The organism is Arthrobacter sp. NPDC057009 (assembly GCF_042673905.1).
Lineage (GTDB): Bacteria > Actinomycetota > Actinomycetes > Actinomycetales > Micrococcaceae > Arthrobacter.
This window is the reverse complement of sequence record NZ_JBHUSB010000005.1, coordinates 109939-132131: the sequence shown is the minus strand read 5'-3', so window position 1 is coordinate 132131 and position 22193 is coordinate 109939. Positions and strand designations below refer to the sequence as shown.

Annotated in this window: 22 protein-coding genes; 4 read left to right on the top strand and 18 right to left on the bottom strand. The window is 64.7% G+C overall.

The window, feature by feature from the left end:
* Positions 1 to 49: 49 nt before the first annotated feature.
* The 8 genes from ACFTR6_RS07390 to ACFTR6_RS07355 form a co-directional block, all read right to left on the bottom strand.
* Positions 50 to 781, bottom strand: a complete 732-nt coding sequence (locus ACFTR6_RS07390) for a GntR family transcriptional regulator (RefSeq protein ID WP_377957405.1) — start codon at positions 779 to 781, stop codon at positions 50 to 52.
* A 52-nt stretch (positions 782 to 833) separates the two neighbouring features.
* Positions 834 to 1310, bottom strand: coding sequence for a hypothetical protein (locus ACFTR6_RS07385; protein ID WP_377957404.1), 477 nt, complete (start codon positions 1308 to 1310; stop codon positions 834 to 836).
* Positions 1307 to 1954 carry a signal peptidase I gene (locus ACFTR6_RS07380; RefSeq protein WP_377957403.1) on the bottom strand — a complete coding sequence of 216 codons (648 nt, stop codon included), beginning with the start codon at positions 1952 to 1954 and terminating at the stop codon, positions 1307 to 1309. The genes ACFTR6_RS07385 and ACFTR6_RS07380 overlap by 4 nt, the downstream gene beginning before the upstream one ends.
* Positions 1941 to 2543 carry a hypothetical protein gene (locus ACFTR6_RS07375; protein ID WP_377957402.1) on the bottom strand — a complete coding sequence of 201 codons (603 nt, stop codon included), beginning with the start codon at positions 2541 to 2543 and terminating at the stop codon, positions 1941 to 1943. The genes ACFTR6_RS07380 and ACFTR6_RS07375 overlap by 14 nt, the downstream gene beginning before the upstream one ends.
* 87 nt (positions 2544 to 2630) lie before the next feature.
* Positions 2631 to 3152, bottom strand: coding sequence for an alternate-type signal peptide domain-containing protein (locus ACFTR6_RS07370; protein WP_377957401.1), 522 nt, complete (start codon positions 3150 to 3152; stop codon positions 2631 to 2633).
* Between the two features lie 185 nt (positions 3153 to 3337).
* Positions 3338 to 4411, bottom strand: a complete 1074-nt coding sequence (locus ACFTR6_RS07365) for an alkene reductase (RefSeq protein ID WP_377957400.1) — start codon at positions 4409 to 4411, stop codon at positions 3338 to 3340.
* A gap of 96 nt (positions 4412 to 4507) precedes the next feature.
* Positions 4508 to 5374, bottom strand: coding sequence for a hypothetical protein (locus ACFTR6_RS07360; protein ID WP_377957399.1), 867 nt, complete (start codon positions 5372 to 5374; stop codon positions 4508 to 4510).
* Between the two features lie 39 nt (positions 5375 to 5413).
* Positions 5414 to 6094 (bottom strand): DUF6318 family protein, encoded by a 681-nt coding sequence (locus ACFTR6_RS07355; protein ID WP_377957398.1) that lies wholly within the window; start codon positions 6092 to 6094, stop codon positions 5414 to 5416.
* A 183-nt stretch (positions 6095 to 6277) separates the two neighbouring features.
* On the opposite strand from ACFTR6_RS07355, the gene ACFTR6_RS07350 reads away from it, so the two are divergent.
* On the top strand, positions 6278 to 6712 hold the full coding sequence (locus tag ACFTR6_RS07350; protein ID WP_076798681.1) for a pyridoxamine 5'-phosphate oxidase family protein: 435 nt from the start codon (positions 6278 to 6280) through the stop codon (positions 6710 to 6712).
* A 26-nt stretch (positions 6713 to 6738) separates the two neighbouring features.
* Positions 6739 to 7164 carry a very short patch repair endonuclease gene (locus ACFTR6_RS07345; protein WP_076798682.1) on the top strand — a complete coding sequence of 142 codons (426 nt, stop codon included), beginning with the start codon at positions 6739 to 6741 and terminating at the stop codon, positions 7162 to 7164.
* A 21-nt stretch (positions 7165 to 7185) separates the two neighbouring features.
* Here the strand turns inward: ACFTR6_RS07345 and ACFTR6_RS07340 are convergent, their stop codons facing one another.
* Positions 7186 to 7941, bottom strand: coding sequence for a response regulator transcription factor (locus ACFTR6_RS07340; RefSeq protein WP_076798683.1), 756 nt, complete (start codon positions 7939 to 7941; stop codon positions 7186 to 7188).
* Positions 7942 to 8042: 101 nt separating this feature from the next.
* On the opposite strand from ACFTR6_RS07340, the gene ACFTR6_RS07335 reads away from it, so the two are divergent.
* On the top strand, positions 8043 to 9710 hold the full coding sequence (locus tag ACFTR6_RS07335) for a sensor histidine kinase (protein WP_377957397.1): 1668 nt from the start codon (positions 8043 to 8045) through the stop codon (positions 9708 to 9710).
* A 54-nt stretch (positions 9711 to 9764) separates the two neighbouring features.
* Here ACFTR6_RS07335 and ACFTR6_RS07330 read toward each other — a convergent pair whose 3' ends face one another.
* Positions 9765 to 10313: a TetR/AcrR family transcriptional regulator gene (locus ACFTR6_RS07330; RefSeq protein WP_377957491.1), complete on the bottom strand. Its 549-nt coding sequence runs from the start codon at positions 10311 to 10313 to the stop codon at positions 9765 to 9767.
* A 347-nt stretch (positions 10314 to 10660) separates the two neighbouring features.
* Between ACFTR6_RS07330 and ACFTR6_RS07325 the strand changes: the two genes are divergently transcribed.
* Positions 10661 to 11080 carry a hypothetical protein gene (locus tag ACFTR6_RS07325; RefSeq protein ID WP_377957396.1) on the top strand — a complete coding sequence of 140 codons (420 nt, stop codon included), beginning with the start codon at positions 10661 to 10663 and terminating at the stop codon, positions 11078 to 11080.
* Here ACFTR6_RS07325 and ACFTR6_RS07320 read toward each other — a convergent pair.
* The 8 genes from ACFTR6_RS07320 to ACFTR6_RS07285 all read right to left on the bottom strand — a co-directional run bounded on the left by ACFTR6_RS07320 (position 11077) and on the right by ACFTR6_RS07285 (position 22067).
* Entirely contained in the window at positions 11077 to 12279 is a 1203-nt protein-coding gene (locus ACFTR6_RS07320; RefSeq protein WP_377957490.1) for a restriction endonuclease, read from the bottom strand. The genes ACFTR6_RS07325 and ACFTR6_RS07320 overlap by 4 nt on opposite strands.
* Before the next feature lie 142 nt (positions 12280 to 12421).
* The gene (locus ACFTR6_RS07315; RefSeq protein ID WP_377957395.1) at positions 12422 to 14653 is read right to left on the bottom strand and encodes an McrB family protein; all 2232 of its coding nucleotides are present in this window, start codon (positions 14651 to 14653) and stop codon (positions 12422 to 12424) included.
* 54 nt (positions 14654 to 14707) lie between these two features.
* Positions 14708 to 14950: a hypothetical protein gene (locus ACFTR6_RS07310; RefSeq protein ID WP_377957394.1), complete on the bottom strand. Its 243-nt coding sequence runs from the start codon at positions 14948 to 14950 to the stop codon at positions 14708 to 14710.
* Positions 14951 to 14982: 32 nt separating this feature from the next.
* A complete protein-coding gene (locus ACFTR6_RS07305; RefSeq protein ID WP_377957393.1) occupies positions 14983 to 15411 on the bottom strand; it encodes an acyl-CoA thioesterase in 429 nt (142 codons plus the stop codon).
* A 56-nt stretch (positions 15412 to 15467) separates the two neighbouring features.
* Positions 15468 to 17528: an ABC transporter ATP-binding protein gene (locus tag ACFTR6_RS07300; protein ID WP_377957392.1), complete on the bottom strand. Its 2061-nt coding sequence runs from the start codon at positions 17526 to 17528 to the stop codon at positions 15468 to 15470.
* Positions 17525 to 19258 (bottom strand): ABC transporter ATP-binding protein, encoded by a 1734-nt coding sequence (locus ACFTR6_RS07295; protein ID WP_377957489.1) that lies wholly within the window; start codon positions 19256 to 19258, stop codon positions 17525 to 17527. The genes ACFTR6_RS07300 and ACFTR6_RS07295 overlap by 4 nt, the downstream gene beginning before the upstream one ends.
* 243 nt (positions 19259 to 19501) lie before the next feature.
* Positions 19502 to 21580 (bottom strand): MDR family MFS transporter, encoded by a 2079-nt coding sequence (locus ACFTR6_RS07290; RefSeq protein ID WP_377957391.1) that lies wholly within the window; start codon positions 21578 to 21580, stop codon positions 19502 to 19504.
* Entirely contained in the window at positions 21573 to 22067 is a 495-nt protein-coding gene (locus ACFTR6_RS07285; protein WP_087872163.1) for a MarR family winged helix-turn-helix transcriptional regulator, read from the bottom strand. The genes ACFTR6_RS07290 and ACFTR6_RS07285 overlap by 8 nt, the downstream gene beginning before the upstream one ends.
* Positions 22068 to 22193 lie beyond the last annotated feature (126 nt).

Below are 22193 nucleotides of genomic sequence, written 5' to 3'. Positions count from 1 at the left end.
CTGCTTACATTGGTGGCACCGGCTCTATTCCTCCGGGGCGGGCCCGGCTCTACTCCTCGGGGGCGTCGGCCATTGCGCGTTCGCGGACCTTCTGGATGTGCGCCGCCATGGCCGCTTCGGCCTTGTCCGGGTCGCCGCTGGACAGCGCGTCCAGGACGGACTGGTGCTCGGCGATGGCGTATTCCGCGTCGGTGATGCCCACACCGCCGAAAAGCCGGAAGCGCTGGACCTGTCCGCCCAGGGCCGCATAGGCACCCACCATGAACTGGTTGTCGGTCTGCTGTGCGATCAGCTGGTGAAAGCGCTCATCGGCTTCGAGATAGTCCTTGTACTCCACAAAGGACGGGCCGCGCGGCGCAGATTTCAGGTCCTCGACTGTCTGTTCAAGCTCGGCAAGGCGGCGCGGGTTCAGGCGCGCGCAGGCGAGGCGGGCGTTGACGGGCTCGATCGCCAGCCGGGCCTCCATGAGATCCGCAAAGTCCTCCCGGGTGAAGACCGGTGCAACGCGATACCCCTTGAGCGCCACCCTGCGGACCATGCCCGTGTGTTCCAGGCGGGCCAGTGCTTCGCGGACAGGGGTCGGGGAAACGTCCAGCTCGCGGGCGGTTCCGTCAATGCTGACGGCCGCGCCTGGTTCCAGTCTGCCGTCCATCAGTGAGGCCAGCAGCTCCTCGTAGACGTGGTCGGCCAGGACCTGGCGGCTGACGGTCCGGCCTCCCTTGCGCCCGGTCTGATCCTCGGGCCGGCTGCCGGCGCGGGTGCCGTTGGACGCTTTTTGCATGATCAGATCCTATAGGGATGCCTCAGGGAGGGCTGCACCCGTGACGTTGCCATCAGGCGCAGAAGATCTTGGAGTTATTTGTATTGACCGACAGTGTGGTGATTTCAGCGGACACCCACTGCCCGTCAACCTGGGCTCGCACCCGGACAGCAAATCCCGCGCTGGCCGAGCCTATGGCCGAGGTCACCAGCGGCGACGACGGCTGGAGGACAATGGACGATCCCACGCTGGATTCGGTTCCGTAGGAGCCGGAGAGGCTGCGGGAGGAGATGAGCGGCTGCTGATTCACCGTGCCTACCGTGGTTACGGTCAAGGTCAGGGACCTGTTGCTGTTGTTTGAGCCCTCGGTGCAGGCGACGGAAATCGGCGACCAGTCAGCGGCCGAGACCGTCAGGTTCGCCGTCGCTGACTGCTGCCACAAGGCGACGGCGGAGGTCCCGCCGATGCCCAGCAGCACCGTCAGCATGAAAGCGAAGAGCGCCAGCATTGCGCCGGGGACTTTGGCCTGGACGACGTCGGGAGTTTTCATGCCGCCGCGCCTGCTTCGCGGCGCCGGCTGCGGACGTTCCGGAAGATGAGCAGTGCGCCGTATCCGATGAGGCCGGCAGCACCCACCGTCACCCAGAGGCCGCGGTCGGAGTTCCCCAGCGCGTTGGCAACATAGCCCACATATGGGACGGCGTAGAAGAGCTTGCCTTTCACCTGCGGCTCGCGAATGGGGTTGGGATCGTTGGTGTCGTTGTTGTCGCCCTTGGTGATGAGGGTCTTCTCCCCCGTCTGGGTGGTTCCGAAGCCAATGATGCGGTGCGTCTCCACCGCGGGCTTTCCCGATTCCAGCTGGAACGTGATGACATCCCCGGCCTTCAGTTCGCTGAAAGCAGCGGGCTTGACCACCAGGTAGGTGCCCGGCGAGTACTTGGGCGCCATCGAGTTCGTCAGCACCGCGTAGGTCTCGGAGCCGGTGGCCTTCGGGACGAGGATAAGGACCAGGGCGGCGAACACCGCGACCATCAGCAGCACGAAGTTGACGGCTCTGCCTGCCGCCGCGAGCCAGCGGAGGGGCGGGCGGACTGCATCGCGGGTGTTGTCCCGGGCGGCGTCGCCTGGATCCGCACCGTCAGCGGGACGGGCAGCGGACGCATCCGCCGTCGTAAGAATGCTAGGCGCAGCCACTGGGCACCCCGCAAAGTTGCGTTGCAGTGAGAGGGATCGAGATGCTCACGGCTTGTCCTTTCACGGCGGCTGGAGCGTTGGAGGCGAGCCTGACTTCAAAGCACAGTGTTGTGCTGGCGCCCTTCGGGACTGTTACCGGTGTGAGGCCGGTGTACCCCGTCGTGCCGCACGCGGCCGCGCTGGTTGCGGACTTGGCGCTGACGGTGAGGTACGTGGCCAAGCTGCCTCCCCCGGCGTTGGTAAGCACCGCCGCGCCTGAGGTGACGCGGATGTTGAACTGGCCACCGGCGTCGGAATTGTTCGTGGCGGTAACGCTGGCGTAGACAGCGGTTCCGGGCATCAGCGCGGCCAGGGGAATTGACTGGGTAGTGACCGCCAGGCTTGCGGGAGTCCCTGCCACTGTCATGCTTGTGACCTGGTTGGAAGGCGCCCCGGCGAGGTTGACGTCGAAGGATGCTGACGTCACCGTGCCCGGCGCCGCGGCGGCAGCGGCCGACCAGAGTGCGTAGCTGCCCTGAACGGTCAGGAGGCCCAAGAGGACTGCCGCGGCGACAAGTGCCGCGGCCCGCAGGTGGCGTGGGATGCCCATGGCTCCTCCTGACCCTCAGTCGACTACTGCTGACGTGGAGCTTCCGGCCGCTTTGGGGGAAGCGGCCGGAAGCAGTTTTCGTAACGGCTACGCGGGGGCGATCTGGTTCAAGGTGAAGGCGACGTTGCCGAAGTTGTAGGACTTGGTCGCGTCTGAGCGGCCCGTGGTGGCCGACTTGAACTCAAAGGTGATAGTGGCGGTGACCGTTGCCGAAGTGGTCAGCGGATTGTCAACACGGTCGCCGTCGACAGTCAGGACAGGCTCGCTGACAATGACGTTGGCGGGGTCGAAACCGTTCACCGCGCCCGTGCCTGTGGCGGCGATGTTGGCTGCCATCTTGTCCCCGGTCAGGGTCACGTCGAGGACCTGGGTGTAGGTGAGCTTGTCGCCCGGGACAACCTTGTAGCTGGAGATGCTGACCGGGTTATCGGAACCATCCGTCCAGACTCCGGTTCCGCTCTTGACGAGGTTCAGGTCGCCGGCTACGACCGTGCCGGGAGTGGCGGACTGGGAGGCGTTCCAGGAGGCCAGCGTGCCACCTCCACCCAGCAGCAGCGCTGCACCAACGGCGATGGCGGCGGTTCCCTTGATCAGTGCGCTGTTCTTCATGGTGAGACCCTTCAAGAAGTGATGGATAGATTTCCCCTGGAAAGAACAATGCCGTCCCCCGCTCAGGTATCCATGCGCCAAAGCGTCAAGATTCACTCAAGAACGTTGCCCGTTAAACCAATGGAGCCGCCCCGGGTGAAGGGGCGGCGCCATCAGTGGATCACGGCTCGTTCGAGCAGAGGAGGCTAGGCCGGCTGGTACACCGGGTAGTCGGTGTAGCCCTTCGCGCCCTCGGCGTAGAACGTGGACTGATCAGGTTCGTTCAGCGGCAGGCCCTCACGCCAGCGGCGGGCGAGATCCGGGTTGGCGATGGCGGGCCGGCCCACCACGACGGCGTCCGCGTGTCCATCGGTCACGAGCGAGAAAGCCTCCTCGCGGGTGGTGATGACGCCAAAGCCGGTGTTGACCAGGAACGGGCCGTTGAAGCGCGACCGCAGGTCCTGGACCAGGTCGCCGGTCGGGTCGGCGTGCAGGATGCTCAGGTAGGCCAGGTCCAGCGGGGCGATCGAGTTGACCAGCACCTCGTAGGTTGCCCGGACGTCGGCGGCATCGGTTTCCTCGATGCCCTGGACATTGTGCTCGGGCGAGATGCGGATGCCGACGCGGTTGGCGCCGAGTGCCTCCACGACGGCGTTCACCGTCTCGATGACGAAGCGGGCACGGTTCTCGGGTGAGCCGCCGTAGCTGTCGGTGCGGACGTTGGTGTTCGGCGCCAGGAATTCGTGGAGAAGGTAACCGTTGGCGGAGTGCAGCTCAACGCCGTCGAACCCTGCCTCGATGGCATTACGCGACGCCGCGACGATTTCCTCGCGGACGATCGGCAGCTCGTCGATGGAGAGCTCGTGCGGCACGGGGTGCGGCTGCTTGCCGTTGTAGGTGCGAGTTTCACCTTCGACGGCGATTGCACTGGGAGCCACGACGCGGTGGCCGCCGTTGATGTCCTCATGCGAGACGCGTCCGCCGTGCATGATCTGGGCGAAGATCCGGCCACCCTCGGCGTGCACGGCGTCGGTGACCTTCTTCCAGCCTGCAATCTGCTCGGCGGTTACCAGTCCGGGCTGTCCGGGGTAGGAACGGCCGGCAGGGCTGGGGTAGGTTCCCTCGCTGACGATGAGACCGAGAGACGCGCGCTGGCGGTAGTGCTCCACAACGAGTGGGCCGGGTACGCCTTCCTTGCCGGTGCGAACACGGGTCAGGGGTGCCATGACGAGGCGGTTGGGGAGTTCGTGCTCGCCGAGTGTCAGCGGGGAAAACAGCATGCGGAGTTCCTTTCACAATGCATCAGGTTCACCAGCTGTAACTGTGGCGCGCGTGCAACTATTCCGCATGTGCTGCAGTTCACCTACTCGCGCGGTTCACCTAGTCGACGGACAGCCTTCACCCTGCGGATTTGCGAGGCAATCGTCGGCGTAGTTGCGCGTGACAGAGCGCCAGACACTCACCGTTTGGGGTGGAGAGCTGAACTGACCTTGGTTGGGTATGGGAAGATCCGGACCGCCGTTCACGGAGTAGGTCCCTTGGAAGTATGTGGTGAGCACGACGCTAAAGTCGCCTGTTGCGGCGTAGGCGTGGCTGGTCCTGGTCTTCTCACCCCAGCGGTCCTGAGGGAGCGGGCCGCCCATGGTGGTAGTCGGACCAAGTGAAGCTCCATCGCCATAGTCCCACCGGTATTGGACGGGCTTGGCGATGATGTGGACCTTTTGGCCAAGCATTGTCACGTCGAAGACCTGCTCGGAGGATTCCGCATAGAAGTTGGTCTCAGCGCCCCTCAAAGTATGAGGTCGCGGCTGGATACCCAGAGTGCCTGCATCGACAGGAAGCTGCTCGAAACGTCGCTGGATTTGGGCAGCGATCCTACCGAGCACGTCACTCGGATCCTCAGTGTAAATGCAACGGTCTGGACGAATCGGACTCCAGACGTTGGGCGGCCCACTCAAAAAGCGCTCGTACCACCGCACGGGCCGTCCATCTTTGCCAGCATCGCAGTTGGCCCGTGCGATACACGCCGCGTCAACGTCATTCTGGTTATTGCGAATGCACAGCATTTCGTACTTGTACGCCTTTTGAATCTGGGGAACTTCAAAAGGCAAGTCAACCCAATTTCCCGTCTCATCCTGATGCCAAACGCCCACACCTGACTCAGCCCAATCAACGATCGGCTCATCGGCTGTAGCCGCCCCGGCACCAGCGAAGGATGTCGATGCAAACAGCACGAAAGTCACGACTTGGAGTACAACTCGCCTCCCCCAGGCGACCATGATCTAACCACCCACACGGTCAACGTTTCTAACAAACCAACCGTCATCTCGGTACTTAGCGAGAAAGATATCGGCCAGCAAGTTAGACCGCTTAAAAGATTGCTTGATGGCTCCATTTGGCTCACGATAACTTGTGGCGAGTCGATGGTATTGAACAAAGACCTGCTGATTGCCATTGGCATCCGGACGAAACTTTGTGCTTGCATCGAATATCTCAAAAGCCCCGCCTTCTATCCATCTGCCATCGGAATTCCACGACAGAATCGTCGGCCGGACTCTGACACAAGACGCGCATGTAGCTGCAGTGACAGCATCAACTGGCTTGAGATCTCCGGTTTCATATGCGTAACCCATGAGCTCATACCAATACTTCGTGAACGCCTCCAGGCCCTCCTTCGTATTCTTGTCGGCCAGGGGTGGCTTGACCGGCACGGGCACGTTCTGCGCCCTGCCCTTTGCGTCGGCCGGCTTGTAGACGGGTGTCGGCTTAGGCGTCGGGGTGGCGCTGGGCGTGGCGGATGCCGAACCGGGCGTGGACTGGGCTGGCGACGCCACAGCAGAGGCAGTCGGTCCGGCCTGAGGGTCGCCTCCACCGCTACAGCTGGTGAGCGCAAGGACGGACACAGCGACGGCGGAGAACACGGACAAGCGGAGGCGTTCAGAAAAGCAGGTACGAGAAGTCATGCGCTAATCCCCCCGGATAGGTTTCAAGACATCTGTGTCCGAACAATGGTTAAAGGGTAACCGAGGTCACACTTTCCGGCTCAAAGTTATCCACAGGCTACCCCATGGCGCCTCAACAGTGTTGCTGGGAAAATCTCTCCGTACCCCTATCCTTTTTCTACAGCCCGTAGAAGAATGGAGCGCATGATGTTCAACCACACCGACGGCGATCCCATCCTGATCCTCGACGAAGAGCAATGCTGGCAGCTTCTGGAAAACACAAAGCACGGCAGGCTCGTGGTCACTGTGGCGGGCGAGCCGGATATCTTCCCCGTCAACTACGTGACCAGCCGCCGAAAGCTGTACTTCCGCACGGCGCCGGGCAACAAGCTGGCCCAGGTCACCATCAACGACAGGGTCCTCTTCGAGACGGACGGCATCATGTCGGACCAGGCGTGGTCGGTGGTACTCCGCGGCACTGCGCGCGTGCTGAGCAAGTCAGCGGAGATTGCCGAGGCCGAGGAGCTGGGACTCGCATCCTGGGTGCCCACGCTCAAGGACTTCTACGTCGAGATCGATCCGGGCTCCGTGACCGGCCGGCACTTCCAGTTCGGCGAGCAGCCGGAGCGCGATTTCTAGCGGGGCCGCCGGCCTAGACTGGGAGCATGGCGGACCGGCTGACACCTGAGCAGCGCAGCTGGAACATGTCCCGGATCCGGGGCAAGAACACCAAGCCCGAGCTGCTGGTGCGCCGCCTCCTACATGCCAAGGGCTACCGGTATCGCCTGCACGGGGCCTCGCGCGGCGTCAAGCTGCCGGGAAACCCCGATCTCGTCTTCGCCGGCCGGCGCAAGGTGATCTTCATCAACGGCTGCTTCTGGCACTTCCATGACTGCAAGGTGGGCCAGCACTCCCCCAAGGCCAACGCCGAATTCTGGGAAACGAAACGCACCCGCACGCGGGAGCGCGACGCCAGCCAGCGCCGTCAGCTCGAAAACGACGGCTGGGACGTACTCACCGTCTGGGAGTGCGAGCTCAGGGACCTCTCCGCCGTGGAGCAGCAGCTGGAGACGTTTCTCGCAGCAGGCTGATCGGGAGCGAGGCCGCGGGCCTCAGTGCTCGGCGGGAGCCAGCCGGTAGCCCACGCCGCGGACGGTCTGCAGCCAGCGCGGATTCTGTGCGGAATCGCCGAGTTTCTTGCGCAGGTTGCCCATGTGCACTTCCACGGACCGCTCGTCCGCTTCGCTGATGTAACTTCCGACGTCGTACGGTTCGTCCCGCAGGCGGCGCACCAGGTCCGCTTTGGTACGGACCATGCGGCCCGCCTCGAGCAGGGCATGCAGCAGGTCGAACTCGGTGCGCGTCAGGCTCAATTCATGGCCGTCAACGGCAACGGTGCGGGATTCGTAACTCAGATCCAGGCCGTTGTGGGTGTACTTCCGCGCCTCACTCACAGCGGCGGCAGGTGAGCCGCCCTCTTCGGCAAGGTCCGGCGTCGAACGTGGGCGGCGCATCATGGCCGCAACCCGGGCACGCAGCTCGCGGGGACGGAACGGCTTGGTGAGGTAGTCGTCTGCACCCGACTCAAGTCCGATCAGGGTATCCAGCTCTTCTGCACGTGCAGTGAGCATAACGATGTATGCGTCGGAGAACTGGCGGATCTGCCGGGCGACTTCGAAGCCGTCGATGTCCGGCAGTCCGAGGTCGAGCGTGATGACCGCCGGGTCAAGTTCCTTGGCGGCGAGAACACCCTCGGCTCCGCTGCTTGCGGCACGCACTTCAAAGCCCGCCTGCGTCAAAACAACGCGCACCAATTCGCGAATATCGTGGTCATCCTCAATGACCAGTCCTACGCGTGTATCACCCATCGCAGCCCCCTCAGCCCGCTACATCCCGTCTGCAGTATAGCTCCCGGCGGATATCCTGCTCCTATGCGTTTCTCACGCCCCGTCCAGATGGACCATCGCCCATGAGCAGTACCTGGAAAGACTCATCCGGACGGATCCGGTTCTTCCGGCGGCCTTTCCACGAGTATTCCCTGCGGGGCAGGGTGATGCTGAGCCAAATGCCGCTGTCCGTCACGGTAGGAATCACGGCTTTTCTTATCTTGGCGTTCTTCCCAGAAACGCTGCTAAATCCCCTTTTCATCAGTTTTCTGCTGTCACAGGCGGTAATACTGATCCTCTGTTTTGCCGTGCCCTGGCAGCGGCTTCCCTACCCCTCTTTCCTGGTGATACCACTCTTGGATCTGGTTTCGATTTCCCTCGGCAGGGAGGGAGGCCAGGACAGCCTGACGGGACTGAGCCTGATGGCGGTTTTTCCGGTGATCTGGCTATGCGCGTCCGGGCTGTTCCCCAAGACGGCAGTGGCACTGTCCTTCTTCGGCCCTTTGGGAATCATCTGGGTACCGCTGTTTCTCCGCGGCGACGTCTCAGGTCCGGACCTTGCGCGCTCCTTCCTGCTGCCAGTAATGATGCTTGGTATTGGAGTCACAGTGTCCGTCATGACGCTCAGCATGGTCCGGCAGCAGCGGGATCTCGAGGAGAAGGACTCCCAGCTCCGCGGTGTGCTGACCGGAAGCAAGCGCCAGGAACGGCTGTTGAACACTGTTCTGGACACGGTGCACCTGGGCGTCCTCGCCGTCGACGCCCAGGGCAATGACATCCTGATGAACCGCAAGCAGCGCAAGCATCACCAGCTGGCCACGCCGCCAACCATTGACGATCCCAACGAATCCCAGCTGCTGGTTTTCGCCGCCGACCGGACCACGCTGGTCCCCACCGACCAGCGGCCCGTCCGGCGGGCGATCCTCGGCGAGGAATTCACCGACTACCTAGTGTGGCTCGGAGCGGGAGTCGAACAACGCGCCATATCCACCAGCGCGCGGCCCATGCAGGACCAGGACGGCAATTTCGCCGGCTCCGTCATTGTGTTCAGCGACGTCACCGAGCTGGTCAACGCGCTGGCCGCCAAGGACGACTTCGTCTCCAATGTCTCGCACGAGTTCCGTACGCCGCTCACCTCGATTCTTGGATACGTTGAGCTTCTGCTGGACGACGACGACGATCTCACCGACTCCCAGCGCGGCCCGCTGGAGATCATCCGGCGGAACTCGGAACGCCTGCTCACACTGGTCTCAGATCTGCTCTCCAGCCGCAACGGCCAGCTGCTGGTCACCCCGGAGGCGGTGAACGTGGCTGAGCTGGTGCGCACCAGCGTCACCGCCGCCCTGCCGCGTGCCGCAGAATCGGGCATCCAGCTGCGAGCCGACGCGCCGGCCACGCTTGAGGCCCAGATCGATGCCGCGCGCATCTCCCAGGTGCTGGACAACCTCGTCTCGAATGCGATCAAGTACTCTCCCGACGGCGGCGACGTAGTGGTGTCGCTGCGGTCCGAGGACGGCCACATGGTATGCAGCGTGAGCGACATGGGCATGGGCATGAGCCAGCAGGACCAGGAGGAGGTTTTCGCCAAGTTCTTCCGGTCCGCGGCCGTCCGCAATTCGACGATTCCCGGCGTCGGGCTGGGCCTGTCCATCAGCAAGGCCATCGTGGAAGCCCACGGTGGGCGCGTCTCGCTCGCCAGCGAGGTGGGGAAAGGCACCACGTTCACGTTCGCGGTGCCCGTGCAGAACTGAGTTCTGCATCGAGCTATCCGTAGCGGACAGGTCCGGGTGCTGCGCCCTTCGCTGCTATGCCCGGTGGTCCTCGATCAGCCATCTGCCCAGCCGGCGCGCACGCCGGGCCGCGTCCAGGTCGCCCTCCGCCGCCGAGATGATCGAGCCCTTCATCAGGATGTGCCATGAACGGGAGAAATCGTCAGTCCGCTGCAGCCCGGCCTCGTCCGCGAGCTGCTTCACGTGTTCCCGGATCTTGGCGAGGTAGTCGATGCTGGCCCGACCCAGCGGGTGGGAGGCGCCCATTTCCAGCAGCACATTGATGAAGGAACAGGCTTCAAAGTCCGTGCGGTGGAACCAGTCCGTGAAGACGTCAAAGATGGCGAGCAGCTGCTGCTCGGGAGCGTCCGCCCTGCGCCGGGCCTCCCCCATGATGGTGTTGACTGTCCAAACCTGGTCGCGTTTCTCGAGGAACGCCAGCACGAGCTCATCCTTAGAGGCGAAATGGCGGTAGAAGGTGGCTTTTGCGACGCCCGAGCTGCTGATGAGTTCATTGATGCCGACATCCCGGATGCCGCGCCGGGCGAAGAGGTCATACGCGGAGTTCACGATCCGTTCGCGCATCCTGGCAACACCGGACGCCGCAATCTCCTCGCCAATCGTCCGTCCTCCCGTTGTGAACGGGAAACCTTCAGTGGCGGCCGGCTGCGGCCCAGTCTGAAGCATTCCGGAAGGTGGTCTCCCGGCGCTCCACTGCTGGGAGCTGGGTACCTCTGCCATTGCGATTATTCTATCGCAAAAGGCGAGACAGACCTGTCTGTCTTGGGATATTGTTCTTAGTAAGTCCGTACAGTTTTCGGGTGCTTCTGCTCCTGTTTGAGTGCATGGTCTTCAGTTGCAGGCGCCTAGGCAAATGGTCCTGCCCGGTCACTGCCTCACACTGAGGCATACCTGAAAGTTGGACTGTCAGCATGGCAGACTATCTCCGGTGGGACGCCCACAACTTTCTCCACTCTGATGCGTATTTCCACGCGGCCGACTTCCGGGTGGCTGAGCCGTTCTCATCCCCGTCAGAGAATGCGTTGCCAGATGGCCCTCCCGACCAAGGCGTGGACGTGGACCGCCCCAACAACAACTCCTTGCGGTGGCAGGTCCTGGGCATCATTGCGTCTGTGCTGGAGGACAGCGATCCAGCCTGCGCCGGTGCCAGGCAACGGCTTCGGCAGTGTCTTGCGCACAACGTCGGGTCCCCGGAAAAGGCCCTCCTCGAGCATCTTCATGCGCTGCACGATTCAGAGCTGCACGCTTCCGAGCTCCACGATTCTGAGGTGGAAAGCACCGAAGTGTACGGTTCTGCACCTCACGGCGAGCCGGAGGAACAGCGGGTCTAGCGGCCCAGGCTCGCCTGGCGCACCACTTCTCCCCAGGACTGCTGGGCAAGGTCGGCGACGGCTGCCAGGATCTCCGATGGCGGCCGCGAAAGATCCAGCGGAAACTCCACGATGTCGATGTCGGTGTTGAGGATGCTCCTCAGCTTCATCTCGCCCGCTCCGGCGTAGATCAGCCATGCCGTGGGAACGCGCAACGCCGTACAGTAGGCCAGCATCTGGAAATGGTCCGCCGTAAGCGACGCGCCCTGATCGCTGCCGGCGCGGTACTGGGCGTCGTACACCACCACAGGCCGGCCGCCCAGCAGGTGCACGGCGTGCGGGTTCACGGTCAGCCGGTCAGAGTCCCGGACGGCCTCGTTCAGCATCGCGTTGTACCGCAGCCTCATCTCGCCGGGGAAGGCCGCCATGGCCCGGCGCAGCGCCGCACCGACGAAATCCACAAAGACCTGGGCCATGTCGACGACGAACGATGCCGTCTGCTGCTTCCCCTCCCCCGCTTCCGCGGATGCATTGCGCAGGATGACCTCGGAGAGCCGCAGGGCGGCGTGGTAGCGGAGGTTCAGCCGACTGGCCCGCCACGGCGGAAGCGGAGCGCCCGCGTGGAGGCGGGTGACGTCGTCGAGCTTTCCCTTGAGCTGCCGCAGGCGGCTCAGGACATCCGGGCGGACTCCCGGGACGCGGGACATGCGGTCCAGGGCGGCGCGCAGGATGCGGTTTTCCGGGATGTCCTCAGTGAACTCGTCGTATGACACTTCCAGCGGCACCAGCATTCCCGGCCGGCGGGAGATCTGGTCCGAGATCCGGATGCGGCCCTTTACCGTGCGGAGCGAGTCGTGCACGGTCACGTACCCCTGCAGGACGCCACGCTGGAGGGCGCGCTCGGCGAGTTGCGCCAGGGATGCCGCCAGGGCACTCCACAGTTCGGCGTCCTCGTCCGCCTCCACGGTATCGTCGCGGAAGCCCTGGTCGCCGGCGTAGCTCAGCAGGAAAAGCAGCCGGTTCAGACCCAGCCGGCCCTTGGGCCGCACATCCAGCTGCACCTGCGGAGTACGTACCGACCCCACTCTGCCGAGGGTCTCGATCCGGAACAGCCCCATGCCCATGGGTGTTGCCTTGGCCAGGCCGCTAGAGTTCACGAACGCGGCGCTGTCCGGGTCGAGCTTCTCCACGGTGCCGCCGGAGAGCTCGTCCAGGACGATGTGCCGCCTGCCCGGGACGGAGCCAAGGCTGCCGCGGCTGCCGCGGGCAGCGGCGCCGGAACCGGCCGCCGTCGGGAAACCCGCGGGGGCACGAAAGCCCGCCGACCCTGCGGAACCCGCCGTCACGCCGAGGCCGGCGGGACTAGCGAGCCGCAAGGCGTCCCAGCAACTGGTCCAGCCCGAAGCGTTCCTCAAGCTGGGCCCGGTTCAGCTGTCCGTGGTAGTGCTCCTCCAGCAGCGGCATGAGTTCGTACTTCCAGATGCGGCGCAGGCCGGCAGGGGTCTGCGCGGCCTTCTTCATGAAGTAGGAGGGCCCGATCATGAGGTCGCGGTCCCATTCATCGATCGCCTGGTTGAGCGCATCGAGGAGCAGCGCCGGCGTGGTGTCCAGCTGCCGTGCTTCCAGGAACCGCAGCAGCGATCCCTTCACCGGTTCGGTCTGCGGGTGCAGTTCGATGAACGCGAAGCGGCGGCGGATTGCGGCGTCCATCATCGCGATGGAGCGGTCCGCCGTGTTCATGGTGCCGATGATGTACAGGTTGTCCGGGAGCGTGAACGGCTCGTTTGGGCTGTACTGCAGGTAGATCCGGTCATCGCGGTATTCCAGCAGGAAGTACAGCTCGCCGAACACCTTGGCCAGGTTCGCCCGGTTCATCTCGTCGATGATGAGGAAGTGCGGCTTCGACTCGTTGCCCGGCTTCGCCGCCTCCTCCGCGAGCCGGCGCAGCGGACCGGCCACGAGCTTGAAGGAGACCTGGCCCTCGTCCGTCTTGTCCGGCCGGTACCCCTCGAAGAAGTCCTCGTAGGCATAGGAGGGGTGGAACTGGACGAGCTTCACGCGCTCGTCGGTGCTGTCCTGCGCCAGTTCCGCAGCGAGGTGCTTGGCCAGGTAGGTCTTGCCCGTTCCCGGCGGCCCGTACAGGACCAGCTGCCGGTTCTCCTCCAGCAGGTCGGCAATCTCCTGAAGCGGCTCCACCTCCATGTGGAGGGAGTCCGCGAACTCCTTGGTGACGGGGCGGAAGCCGCCCAGCACGGGGAGGGCGACGGTGGCCGGTGACGCGTCGGCGTCGGGCTCGGTTTCCGCTTCCGCCGGGAGCAGCGCCTGCAGCGCCTGCACCACCCGGGTCACGTCGACGACGATGCCCGACGTGGCCAGCTGGCGCTGGATGTGGCGCGGCAGGTCGGTCATGGCGTGGGCTTCGTCGAACCAGCGCACCTTGCGGCGCAGCCGCCGGTTGTCGCCGTTATGGTCCGGCTCCCCGAGCACGACGCCGATGCGCACGGTACCGGCGCTCTGGTACAGCGCGAGGTCGCCGGGCTTCATCACTGTCAGGAAGGCGAAGATGGCGGTTTTGGTGTCCTCCCGCTCCACGTAGCCGAGGTGTTTGTAGTCCTCGTCAACGGCGTGCTGTACCAGCCCCGCCGTTACGCCGGGGTCAAGCAGGCGGAGGTGTTCGACGTCGAGCGTCACCTTCTCCTCTGCGTGCCAGGCAGCCAGGAGCTCGGCGTTGTCGTGGTGGGTGCGCAGCAGCCAGGCACGGCGGCCCGGGTCCCCGACCTTGCGCCACTGGCTCACCAGCTGCCGGGAGTACCAGTCGATGCGCTGGCCTGCCTGCTCGTCCAGGTGCAGGCGGATGCGGCGGATGTCGGCGGTGATTTCCTCCTCGCTGTCCCCCTTCGCGCCGCCGACGAGGGAGGCGAAGGCGTCCCTGATCTCCTGGCGTTCGATGTCGGCCACCACCGGTTCGAAGTAGCTGGGCCAGGCGAGGTATTCGATGCTGCGCCGGATGGCCGGCTGGTCTTCCGGCGTGCCCGCAGCCAGCTGGTGGAAGGCCAGCGGATCCTTCAGCGCCTGGCTGATTACGGCGGTGGACTGACGGTCCACGTGATGCACGAACCGGCAAAGCCACTTCAGGTGGTCCCAGATGGTCCAGTTGAACTCCGCAGTCCGGTCGCGGATGACGCCGTGGTCGGTCATGCCACGGTACAGCTCCTCGGGGAGCTCGAGCGGCGGCTCCAGCCAGGACGCTGCCTCGGCGACCCGGGCCCGCTTGACCTTGAGCGACTTGACCTCGTGCGCCAGCGGCAGCGACTGCAGGAAGAGGAGCTCCACGGCCAGTTGCTTCGCGGAAGGGGACGCGTCCGCCAGGTTGTGCCGCAGGTTGGTCATCATGGGCGCCTTGGCGTCGGCGACTCCCCGCTCGAGCCGTTCCAGCAGTTCCGCCGCGGCCTCCGCTGTCCACGTCTGCGTGCGGCCGTCCAGTGCCGACGGCCTGCCCTGCAGACCGGCACCAAGCACGAACCAGGCGGCTTCCTCGATCTCTTTGGAGACTCCGAGGGCGCGGTGCATGGCAGGCTTTGGGGCGGGGGTCATGCGTTCAAATTTACAGGGTTAACCTGAGCACCAGCACCATGCCCGAAGGTAAGGCTACTTCCGGGTAGGAGCGGGCAGCCGCTTCCTGCCGAAGGCGAAATAGCAGCTCGGGCCGATGAAGTTGATAAGGGTTGCCAGCCGCCAGAACAACTTGGAGCCGCGGATCTGCTCGGCCGGGCGGCGTGAGAGGTCGCGCTGGGCCGCCGTGAGGTAGGCGAGCTGCGCAGCTCCGACGACGATGGTGCCGATGCGGGCGGCAGGGGGAAGCTCCTTCCAGGACTTCTTCTTCCAGGCCATGTCTTTCCTTCCCAGGTTCCGCTTTCCCACGGTCAATGCTCCTTGCGCTCAATGAAGGGCTCCAGCAGCTGCTTCTGTTCCGGACTCAGCCGCAGCACCCTTCCGGTGGCTTCATCAACGAAGGCCAAATGGCTTGAGGCCTTCACACAATCGTCGCCAGTTACCGGGTCCTGCACAAGGTAGTGGATATCGAAGCTGGCGCCCTTGACTGCGCCGACCCACACTTGGACCACCGCCGGAATGTTGCGGTATTCGAGGGTCTTCACGTACCGGATCCAGTGGTCCACCACGAGCGCCATGGTGCCCTGGGGAACGGTGTTGAACAGCGACACGTGGGGATCGATCCCCGGCAGCCCGGCACCGGCGGGCGGGCCGAAGGCGGCGATGCGGGCCTCCTCCAGCATGCGCACGATCTGGACATTGTTGATGTGCCCATAGGCGTCCATGTCCCCCCAGCGCATGGGCACGGGCACCTCGATGCGCCGGGGAGCCGGGTGGCCTCCGGCCTTGTGCGCGCTCAGCTGCGCACCGCCGTCGAGTCGTCCACGGGAATCTCTTCGGCATCAGCGCCCGCAAACTGCGACATGTACAGCCGGTAGTAGGCGCCTTCGGCGGCTAAGAGGGTGTGGTGGTTGCCCTGCTCCACGATCTTGCCGTTCTCCATGACCAGGATGGTGTCGGCGTGGCGGATGGTCGAGAGGCGGTGGGCGATGACGAAGCTGGTCCGGTCCGTGCGCAGCGCAGCCATGGCCTTCTGCACCAGGAGTTCGGTGCGCGTGTCCACGGAGCTGGTGGCCTCGTCCAGGATGAGCAGCGAGGGGTTGGCCACGAAGGCGCGGGCGATGGTGATGAGCTGCTTTTCACCGGCGCTTACGTTGTTGCCCTCCTCATCGATGACGGTGCTGTAGCCGTCGGGGAGTGCCCGGACGAAGCGGTCCACGAACGTGGCCTTCGCCGCCGCCATGACCTGGTCCTCGGTGGCGTCCAGGTTGCCATACCTGATGTTGTCATAGATGGATCCGCCGAACAGCCAGGCGTCCTGCAGCACCATGCCCACCTTGGACCGCAGCTCGGCGCGGCTTAGCTGGGTGACATCCACGTTGTCGAGCGTAATTGAGCCGGAGTTGAGCTCGTAGAAGCGCATGACCAGGTTCACCAGGGTGGTCTTGCCCGCGCCGGTGGGGCCCACGATGGCCACAGTATGGCCCGGCTTGGCAGTGAAGGACAGGTCCTCGATCAGCGGCTTCTCCGGCGTGTAGCTGAACGTGACGTTTTGGAACTCCACATGGCCATCGGTCTTGGCCGGCAGGTGCTGCGTTGCGGTCTCGGTGTCCTGCTCATCCGCGTCCAGGAACTCGAACACCCGCTCGGCCGATGCCACGCCGGACTGCAGCATGTTGGCCATGCCGGCCATCTGCCCCAGCGGCTGGGTGAACTCGCGTGAGTACTGGATGAAGGCCGTGGCGTCGCCCAGGCTCATGCTTCCCGAGGCGACGCGCAGGCCGCCCACCACCGCGATGCCGACGTAGCTGAGGTAGGAGACGAACTGCATCACGGGGAAGATGATGCCGGACACGAACTGTGCGCCGAAGCTGGCCTTGTACAGGGCCTCGTTGCGCTCCTCGAAGCGCTCCAGCATGTCGGCCTCACGGCCGAAGACCCGCACCAGGTCGTGCCCGGAGAAGGACTCCTCGATCTGGCCGTTCAGCTCACCGGTGTTTTTCCACTGCGCCGCGAACAGCTTCTGGCTCCGCGCGCCGATCACGCCGGCCGCAGCCCCGGACAGCGGCAGCGCGATGAGGGCGATCAGCGCCAGCTGCCACGAGACGATGAACATCATGATGACGATGCCGAGCACGGTCAGCACCGAGTTGATGAGCTGGGCGAACGCCTGCTGCAGCGCCTGCTGGACGTTGTCGACGTCGTTGGTCACCCGGGAGAGCACGTCACCGCGCTGGCGGGTGTCGAAGTAGTTCAGCGGCAGCCGGTTGAGTTTCTTCTCGGTGTCGTCGCGGAGCTGCCGGATCACCTTCATGACGATCCTGTTGAGGATGTGGCCCTGGAGCCACAGGAAGATGTTGGCCACGAAGTACATCAGCAGCACGGCTGAGATCAGGACGGTCAGCTTCTGGAAGTCGATGCCGGTTCCGGGCACGAGCTCCATCCGGGAGACCATGTCCGCGAAGTTGTTCTGCCCCTGCGCCCGCAGTCCCTCGACGAACTGGTCCTTGCTGACGCCTGCGGGCAACTGCTTGCCCACGACGCCGCCGAAGATAACGTCCATGGCCTGGCCCAGCACCTTGGGGGCAATGACGTTGAGGATCACCGAAATGATCACCATGCCGACGACGACGTAGATGCCGGCGGCTTCCGGTTTCAGCAGGCCCATGAGCCGCTTGGCCGAGGGCCAGAAATGCTGGGCCTTCTTGGCCGGCATCGCACCAAACATGCCGCCGTCGGCCTCACCCGGCTGGTACTCCTCCTCCACGAAGTCGTCATCCTCCAGCACTGCGCCCTGGTCTGCTGCCGTCGTGGAGTTTTCGGCGGGGTTTTGGCCGCCCTTCCGGTCGGCGCTCATGCCACTTCCTCCACGCTCAGCTGGGACTCAACAATTTCCTGGTAGGTGGGCGACGTTTCGAGGAGTTCCTCGTGCGTTCCCCGGTCCACGATCCTGCCGTTGTCCAGCACCAGGATCTGGTCCGCTTCCGTGATGGTGGAGATGCGCTGCGCGACGATAATGACGGTGGCATCAGCGGTGGTGCGTTTGAGCGCGGCACGCAGCCGGGCGTCCGTGGCGACATCCAGGGCGGAGAAGGAATCGTCGAACAGGTAGACCTTGGGCCTGGTGACCAGGGCACGCGCGATGCAAAGCCGCTGGCGCTGGCCTCCGGACACATTGGTGCCGCCCTGGGCGATGCGGGACGCGAGCCCGTTTTTCTTCTCTTTCACGAAACCGTCGCCCTGGGCCACATGGAGGGCGTCCCAGAGTTCGTCGTCGGTGGCTTCCGGATTTCCAAACCGGAGGTTATGCCCGATGGTTCCGGAGAACAGGTAGGGCCGCTGCGGAACCAGGGCAACGCGCCTGGTGATTTCCGCACGGTCCAGCTGGCTGACGGAGACGCCATCGAGGAGTACTTCACCGTCCACGACGTCGTAGAGCCGCGGCAGCAGTGACAGCAGGGAGGTCTTGCCTGCACCCGTGGAGCCGATGATCGCCACGGTCTGCCCCGGCCGGGCGGTGAAGCTGATGTTGCTCAGGACCGGCGCCTCGGCCCCCGGATAGGCGAAGCTGACGTTGCGGTACTCCACCACGCCTTCCAGCTGTCCTGGGGTGACCGGCTGCCGGGGCTCAAGGATGGAGGGTTCGACGTCGAGCACCTCGCCGATGCGGTCCGCGCAGACGGACGCGCGCGGGATCATCATGGCCATGAAGGTGCCCATCATCACGGCCATCAGGATCTGGAGCAGGTACTGCAGGAATGCTGTCAGGGCGCCGACCTGCATGTCGCCCGAGTCCACCCGCTGGCCGCCGAACCAGAGCACCGCCGCGGTGGACAGGTGCAGGATCATGCCGATGGCGGGAAACATCAGAACGAACAATGCGCCGATCTTCAGCGAGACGTCGGTCAGTTCCCTGTTGGCCTGGCCGAACCGCTCCGTCTCGTAGGGTTCCCGGACGAAGGCCCGGACCACGCGGATGCCGATGATCTGCTCGCGCAGCACCTCGTTGATGCGGTCGATCTTTGTCTGCATGGAGCGGAACAGCGGAATGAGACGCACGACGAGGTAGCCCACCACCACGAAGAGGACCGGGACCGAAACCCAGACCAGCCAGGACAGGTTGATGTCCTCACGCAGGGCCATGATGATGCCGCCGATGCACATGATGGGTGTGGACACCATGAAGTTCAGGCCCATCAGCACGAGCATCTGGACCTGCTGGACGTCGTTAGTGCCGCGGGTGATCAGGGTGGGCGCGCCAAACGCGTTGACGTCCTTGGCGGAGAAGCTGGTCACCTTGCGGAAAACACCGCGGCGGAGATCCCGGCCCACGGCCATGGCCGTCTTTGACCCGAAGTAGACCCCGGCAATGGCCGTGCCCACCTGCAGGAAGGCCACCAGGAGCATGAGCGCCCCGGTGCGCCAGATGAAATCCGTGTCGCCGCGGGAGACGCCCTCGTCGATGATCTGGGCGTTAAGGCTGGGCAGGTAGAGCGCTGCGATGGTGGATGCCAGCTGGAAGGCGATCACAGCAAGGATGTACGGCAAATACGGTTTGGAGTAGCGCCGTATCAGGGTGACGAGCATGCTCACGGGTCCTTCGGGAGAGCGCGAATGAGTCAAGAGAAGTAATAGCAGACGGGTCTGACAGCAAAGCCATCCAACTCTACGAAATCCGTTGCCCGTGCGAAACGTCTCGGGCAAAGATCATCCCAGCGGACGACGCCGGAACCCACCCCAGCCACGACCACCGGGCCCCAGCGCGAACGTACACTTGGGGCCCCAGGAAAGCGGTTCCCAAGGGCCACAAGTGTACGTTCGCGCTATTGGTTACTCGCTCCGGTGCTTGCCGTGCGAGGCGATGTAATGGGCAGCGGCGCTCTGGAGCTTTCGTTCCTTGGCCAGCCGCCGGCTCAGTGCCTTCAGTTCTTCGCCCACCCGGGCCTGCTCCTGCGCGACGAGCCGCTGCTGCTCCGCCTGCAGTGCAACGGTGTTCAGGGCCTTGGCGAGCTGAAGCTGCTGTTCCGCCAGGAGCCCCTGCGTTTCCTGGATAAGGGGAAGCAGGTCCGCAGGACGGCTGTGCATCTCGGCGAGCAAGGTCCGCGCCCGCGCCGGCGGTTCATTCATGGGCAGGACGGGTTCCGGCATACTCTGCCGGGCGGGATAGGACGCCGCCTTGGCATTGCCGGCCAGCTGGCGGTTCAGCACTTCGGCGAACTCACGCTCGAGGTCGTCGTCGGAATAGCCGGCCGCGGCGAGCCCGGGAGCCGCGGCAGAAGCCGCACCGGAACCCGGGGCAGCGTCCCCTGAACCGCCGTCGGCAGAATCCGGAGCCTTGCCCGGCCGGATGTCCACGGTCCGGCGCAGCGGCTGTTCCTTGATCAGGAGCACAGCGATTAGGGCAACCACAGAGATGGCGCCGGCGATCAGGAAAATCTCGGCCGTGGCGTCACCGTAGGCGGCCCGCATGATGTCCCGGATCGGGGCAGGCATGTGGACCAGGTCGAGGCTGGCCCCGGACGAGCCCGAGCCGGCCTTGATTCCGGCATCGGCGAGGCCCTGCGTGGCCAGTTCCTTGACCCGGTTGCTCATGACCGCACCCAGCACGGACACGCCGATCGCGCCGCCCACGGAGCGGAAGAACGCCACGGACGCGCTGGCGGTGCCGATGTCGCTGGCGCTGACGGTGTTCTGTACCGCCAGGACGAGGTTCTGCATCAGCATGCCCAGCCCGAGGCCAAGGATGGCCGTGAAGACTCCGGAGTGCCACAGTTCCGTGGTGTGGTCCATGGTGCTGGCGAGGCCCAGCCCGGCGATCAGCAGCACGGAGCCGGCGATCAGGTAGCGCTTCCACTTGCCTGTCCGGCTAATCAGCTGCCCGGAGAGTACGGAGCCGATCAGGTTGCCGGCAATCATGGGCAAGGTCAGCAGGCCGGCCTCGGTGGGTGTTGCGCCGCGCGCCACCTGGAAGTACTGGCCCAGGAAGGTGGAGGAGCCGAACATCGCCACGCCCACGGCCACGGAGGCCCAGATGGCCAGGGCGGTGGTGCGCTCGGAGATGATCTTGAGCGGGATGATGGGCTGCGGAACCTTGGATTCGACCACCACCAGCAGCGCCAGGAGCACGACGCCGCCGCCCACCATCAGCAGCGACTGCCAGGACCACCAGTCGTAGTAGTCGGGGTTGCCGGCGAACGACACCCAGATGAGGAGAAGGCTGACGCCGGAGGTCAGGAGGATGGATCCGAGCCAGTCGATCCTGGCCGGCCGCTTGACGTGCTGGATCTTCAGCGTGATCTGGAGCAGGATCAGGGCGACGACGGCGAGCGGCACGCAGACGAAGAACGTCCAGCGCCAGCCCAGCGGGCTGTCGACGATGAAGCCGCCCAGCAGCGGCCCGCCGGCGGTGCCGACGGCCATGACTGCGCCCATGTAGCCGGAGTACTTTCCGCGGTCGCGCGGCGGAATCATGGAACCGATGATCGCCTGGGCCAGGGCCGTAAGGCCGCCCATGGCGATGCCTTGGACAACACGGGCCGTCAGCAGCAGCGGGATGTTTTCAGACAGGCCGGCCATTACCGATCCCGCCACGAAGATCACGATGCTGAGCTGGACGAGGACCTTCTTGTCGAACAGGTCAGCGAGCTTGCCCCAGATGGGCGTGGTGGCCGCGTTGGCCAGCAGCGCCGCCGTGATGACCCACGCAAAGTCCGTCTGCGTGCCCTTGAGCTCGGACATGATGGTGGGCAGCGCGTTGGCCACGATGGTGCTGCTGAGGATCGCGGTGAAGAAGGCGGCGAGGAGCCCGGTCAGGGCCTCCATGATCTGCCGGTGCGTCATGGGCGCCTCTGGCGTGCGGGCCGGGGGCCGTGGCGTGGCCGTCCCGGAGACGGCGGCGTGGCTAGCCATTGATGTGCTCCTTGCGTTTGGTGGTTGTGTTCGGCCCGGCCGCCGTTGCCCGGGCGGATTCCCGAAGGGACTCCGAGAGTTTGTGGAGTACTTTCGCCGTCTCCTCGGCGTCTTGCTGGCTCCAGTCCCGAAGGAATTCCTGCAGCGTGGCAACGCGGTGCTCCTCGATGGCGATGAGTTTCGCGCGGCCGGCGTCGGTGAGGGCCACCAATTGCGCCCGGCCGTCGTCGGGATCGGGCCGGCGGTGCACCAGCCCGAGTTCCTCGAGCTCTGCGATGTGCCTGCTGAGGACCGGCGCGCTGACGCCCAGCCGTGCGGCGAGGTGGGTGGCGCGCGATTCCTGCTCCCCCACGAACCGCAGGACGCCCTGCAGCGCAACGCCGGCTTCCAGACCACGGGAGGTCGAGACGGTCACGCACCGCACGGCGCGCTGGAGGTCGAAGATCTGCCGCACGAGTTCGGCGGCCGTGTTAGGTGCAACTGCCATAGTGGAAAACCCCTCATTGCTTGCCTTAGGCAACTATAGCAATAAATGGTTGCTTTAGGAAACTAAGCAATGGGTGCTGCTCGCGGTCCCCTTTAAATGACAGATGCGCGAACGTACAGTTGTGGC

What these genes read in the sequence shown, in the direction of transcription:
- ACFTR6_RS07390 (WP_377957405.1), bottom strand. Translation starts at nt 781, where the DNA reads ATGCAAAAAGCGTCCAACGGCACCCGCGCCGGCAGCCGGCCCGAGGAT.
- ACFTR6_RS07385 (WP_377957404.1), bottom strand. Translation starts at nt 1,310, where the DNA reads ATGAAAACTCCCGACGTCGTCCAGGCCAAAGTCCCCGGCGCAATGCTG.
- ACFTR6_RS07375 (WP_377957402.1), bottom strand. Translation starts at nt 2,543, where the DNA reads ATGGGCATCCCACGCCACCTGCGGGCCGCGGCACTTGTCGCCGCGGCA.
- ACFTR6_RS07370 (WP_377957401.1), bottom strand. Translation starts at nt 3,152, where the DNA reads ATGAAGAACAGCGCACTGATCAAGGGAACCGCCGCCATCGCCGTTGGT.
- ACFTR6_RS07365 (WP_377957400.1), bottom strand. Translation starts at nt 4,411, where the DNA reads ATGCTGTTTTCCCCGCTGACACTCGGCGAGCACGAACTCCCCAACCGC.
- ACFTR6_RS07355 (WP_377957398.1), bottom strand. Translation starts at nt 6,094, where the DNA reads ATGACTTCTCGTACCTGCTTTTCTGAACGCCTCCGCTTGTCCGTGTTC.
- ACFTR6_RS07350 (WP_076798681.1), top strand. Translation starts at nt 6,278, where the DNA reads ATGATGTTCAACCACACCGACGGCGATCCCATCCTGATCCTCGACGAA.
- ACFTR6_RS07345 (WP_076798682.1), top strand. Translation starts at nt 6,739, where the DNA reads ATGGCGGACCGGCTGACACCTGAGCAGCGCAGCTGGAACATGTCCCGG.
- ACFTR6_RS07340 (WP_076798683.1), bottom strand. Translation starts at nt 7,941, where the DNA reads ATGGGTGATACACGCGTAGGACTGGTCATTGAGGATGACCACGATATT.
- ACFTR6_RS07335 (WP_377957397.1), top strand. Translation starts at nt 8,043, where the DNA reads ATGAGCAGTACCTGGAAAGACTCATCCGGACGGATCCGGTTCTTCCGG.
- ACFTR6_RS07330 (WP_377957491.1), bottom strand. Translation starts at nt 10,313, where the DNA reads ATGCGCGAACGGATCGTGAACTCCGCGTATGACCTCTTCGCCCGGCGC.
- ACFTR6_RS07325 (WP_377957396.1), top strand. Translation starts at nt 10,661, where the DNA reads ATGGCAGACTATCTCCGGTGGGACGCCCACAACTTTCTCCACTCTGAT.
- ACFTR6_RS07315 (WP_377957395.1), bottom strand. Translation starts at nt 14,653, where the DNA reads ATGACCCCCGCCCCAAAGCCTGCCATGCACCGCGCCCTCGGAGTCTCC.
- ACFTR6_RS07310 (WP_377957394.1), bottom strand. Translation starts at nt 14,950, where the DNA reads ATGGCCTGGAAGAAGAAGTCCTGGAAGGAGCTTCCCCCTGCCGCCCGC.
- ACFTR6_RS07305 (WP_377957393.1), bottom strand. Translation starts at nt 15,411, where the DNA reads ATGCGCTGGGGGGACATGGACGCCTATGGGCACATCAACAATGTCCAG.
- ACFTR6_RS07300 (WP_377957392.1), bottom strand. Translation starts at nt 17,528, where the DNA reads ATGAGCGCCGACCGGAAGGGCGGCCAAAACCCCGCCGAAAACTCCACG.
- ACFTR6_RS07295 (WP_377957489.1), bottom strand. Translation starts at nt 19,258, where the DNA reads ATGCTCGTCACCCTGATACGGCGCTACTCCAAACCGTATTTGCCGTAC.
- ACFTR6_RS07290 (WP_377957391.1), bottom strand. Translation starts at nt 21,580, where the DNA reads ATGGCTAGCCACGCCGCCGTCTCCGGGACGGCCACGCCACGGCCCCCG.
- ACFTR6_RS07285 (WP_087872163.1), bottom strand. Translation starts at nt 22,067, where the DNA reads ATGGCAGTTGCACCTAACACGGCCGCCGAACTCGTGCGGCAGATCTTC.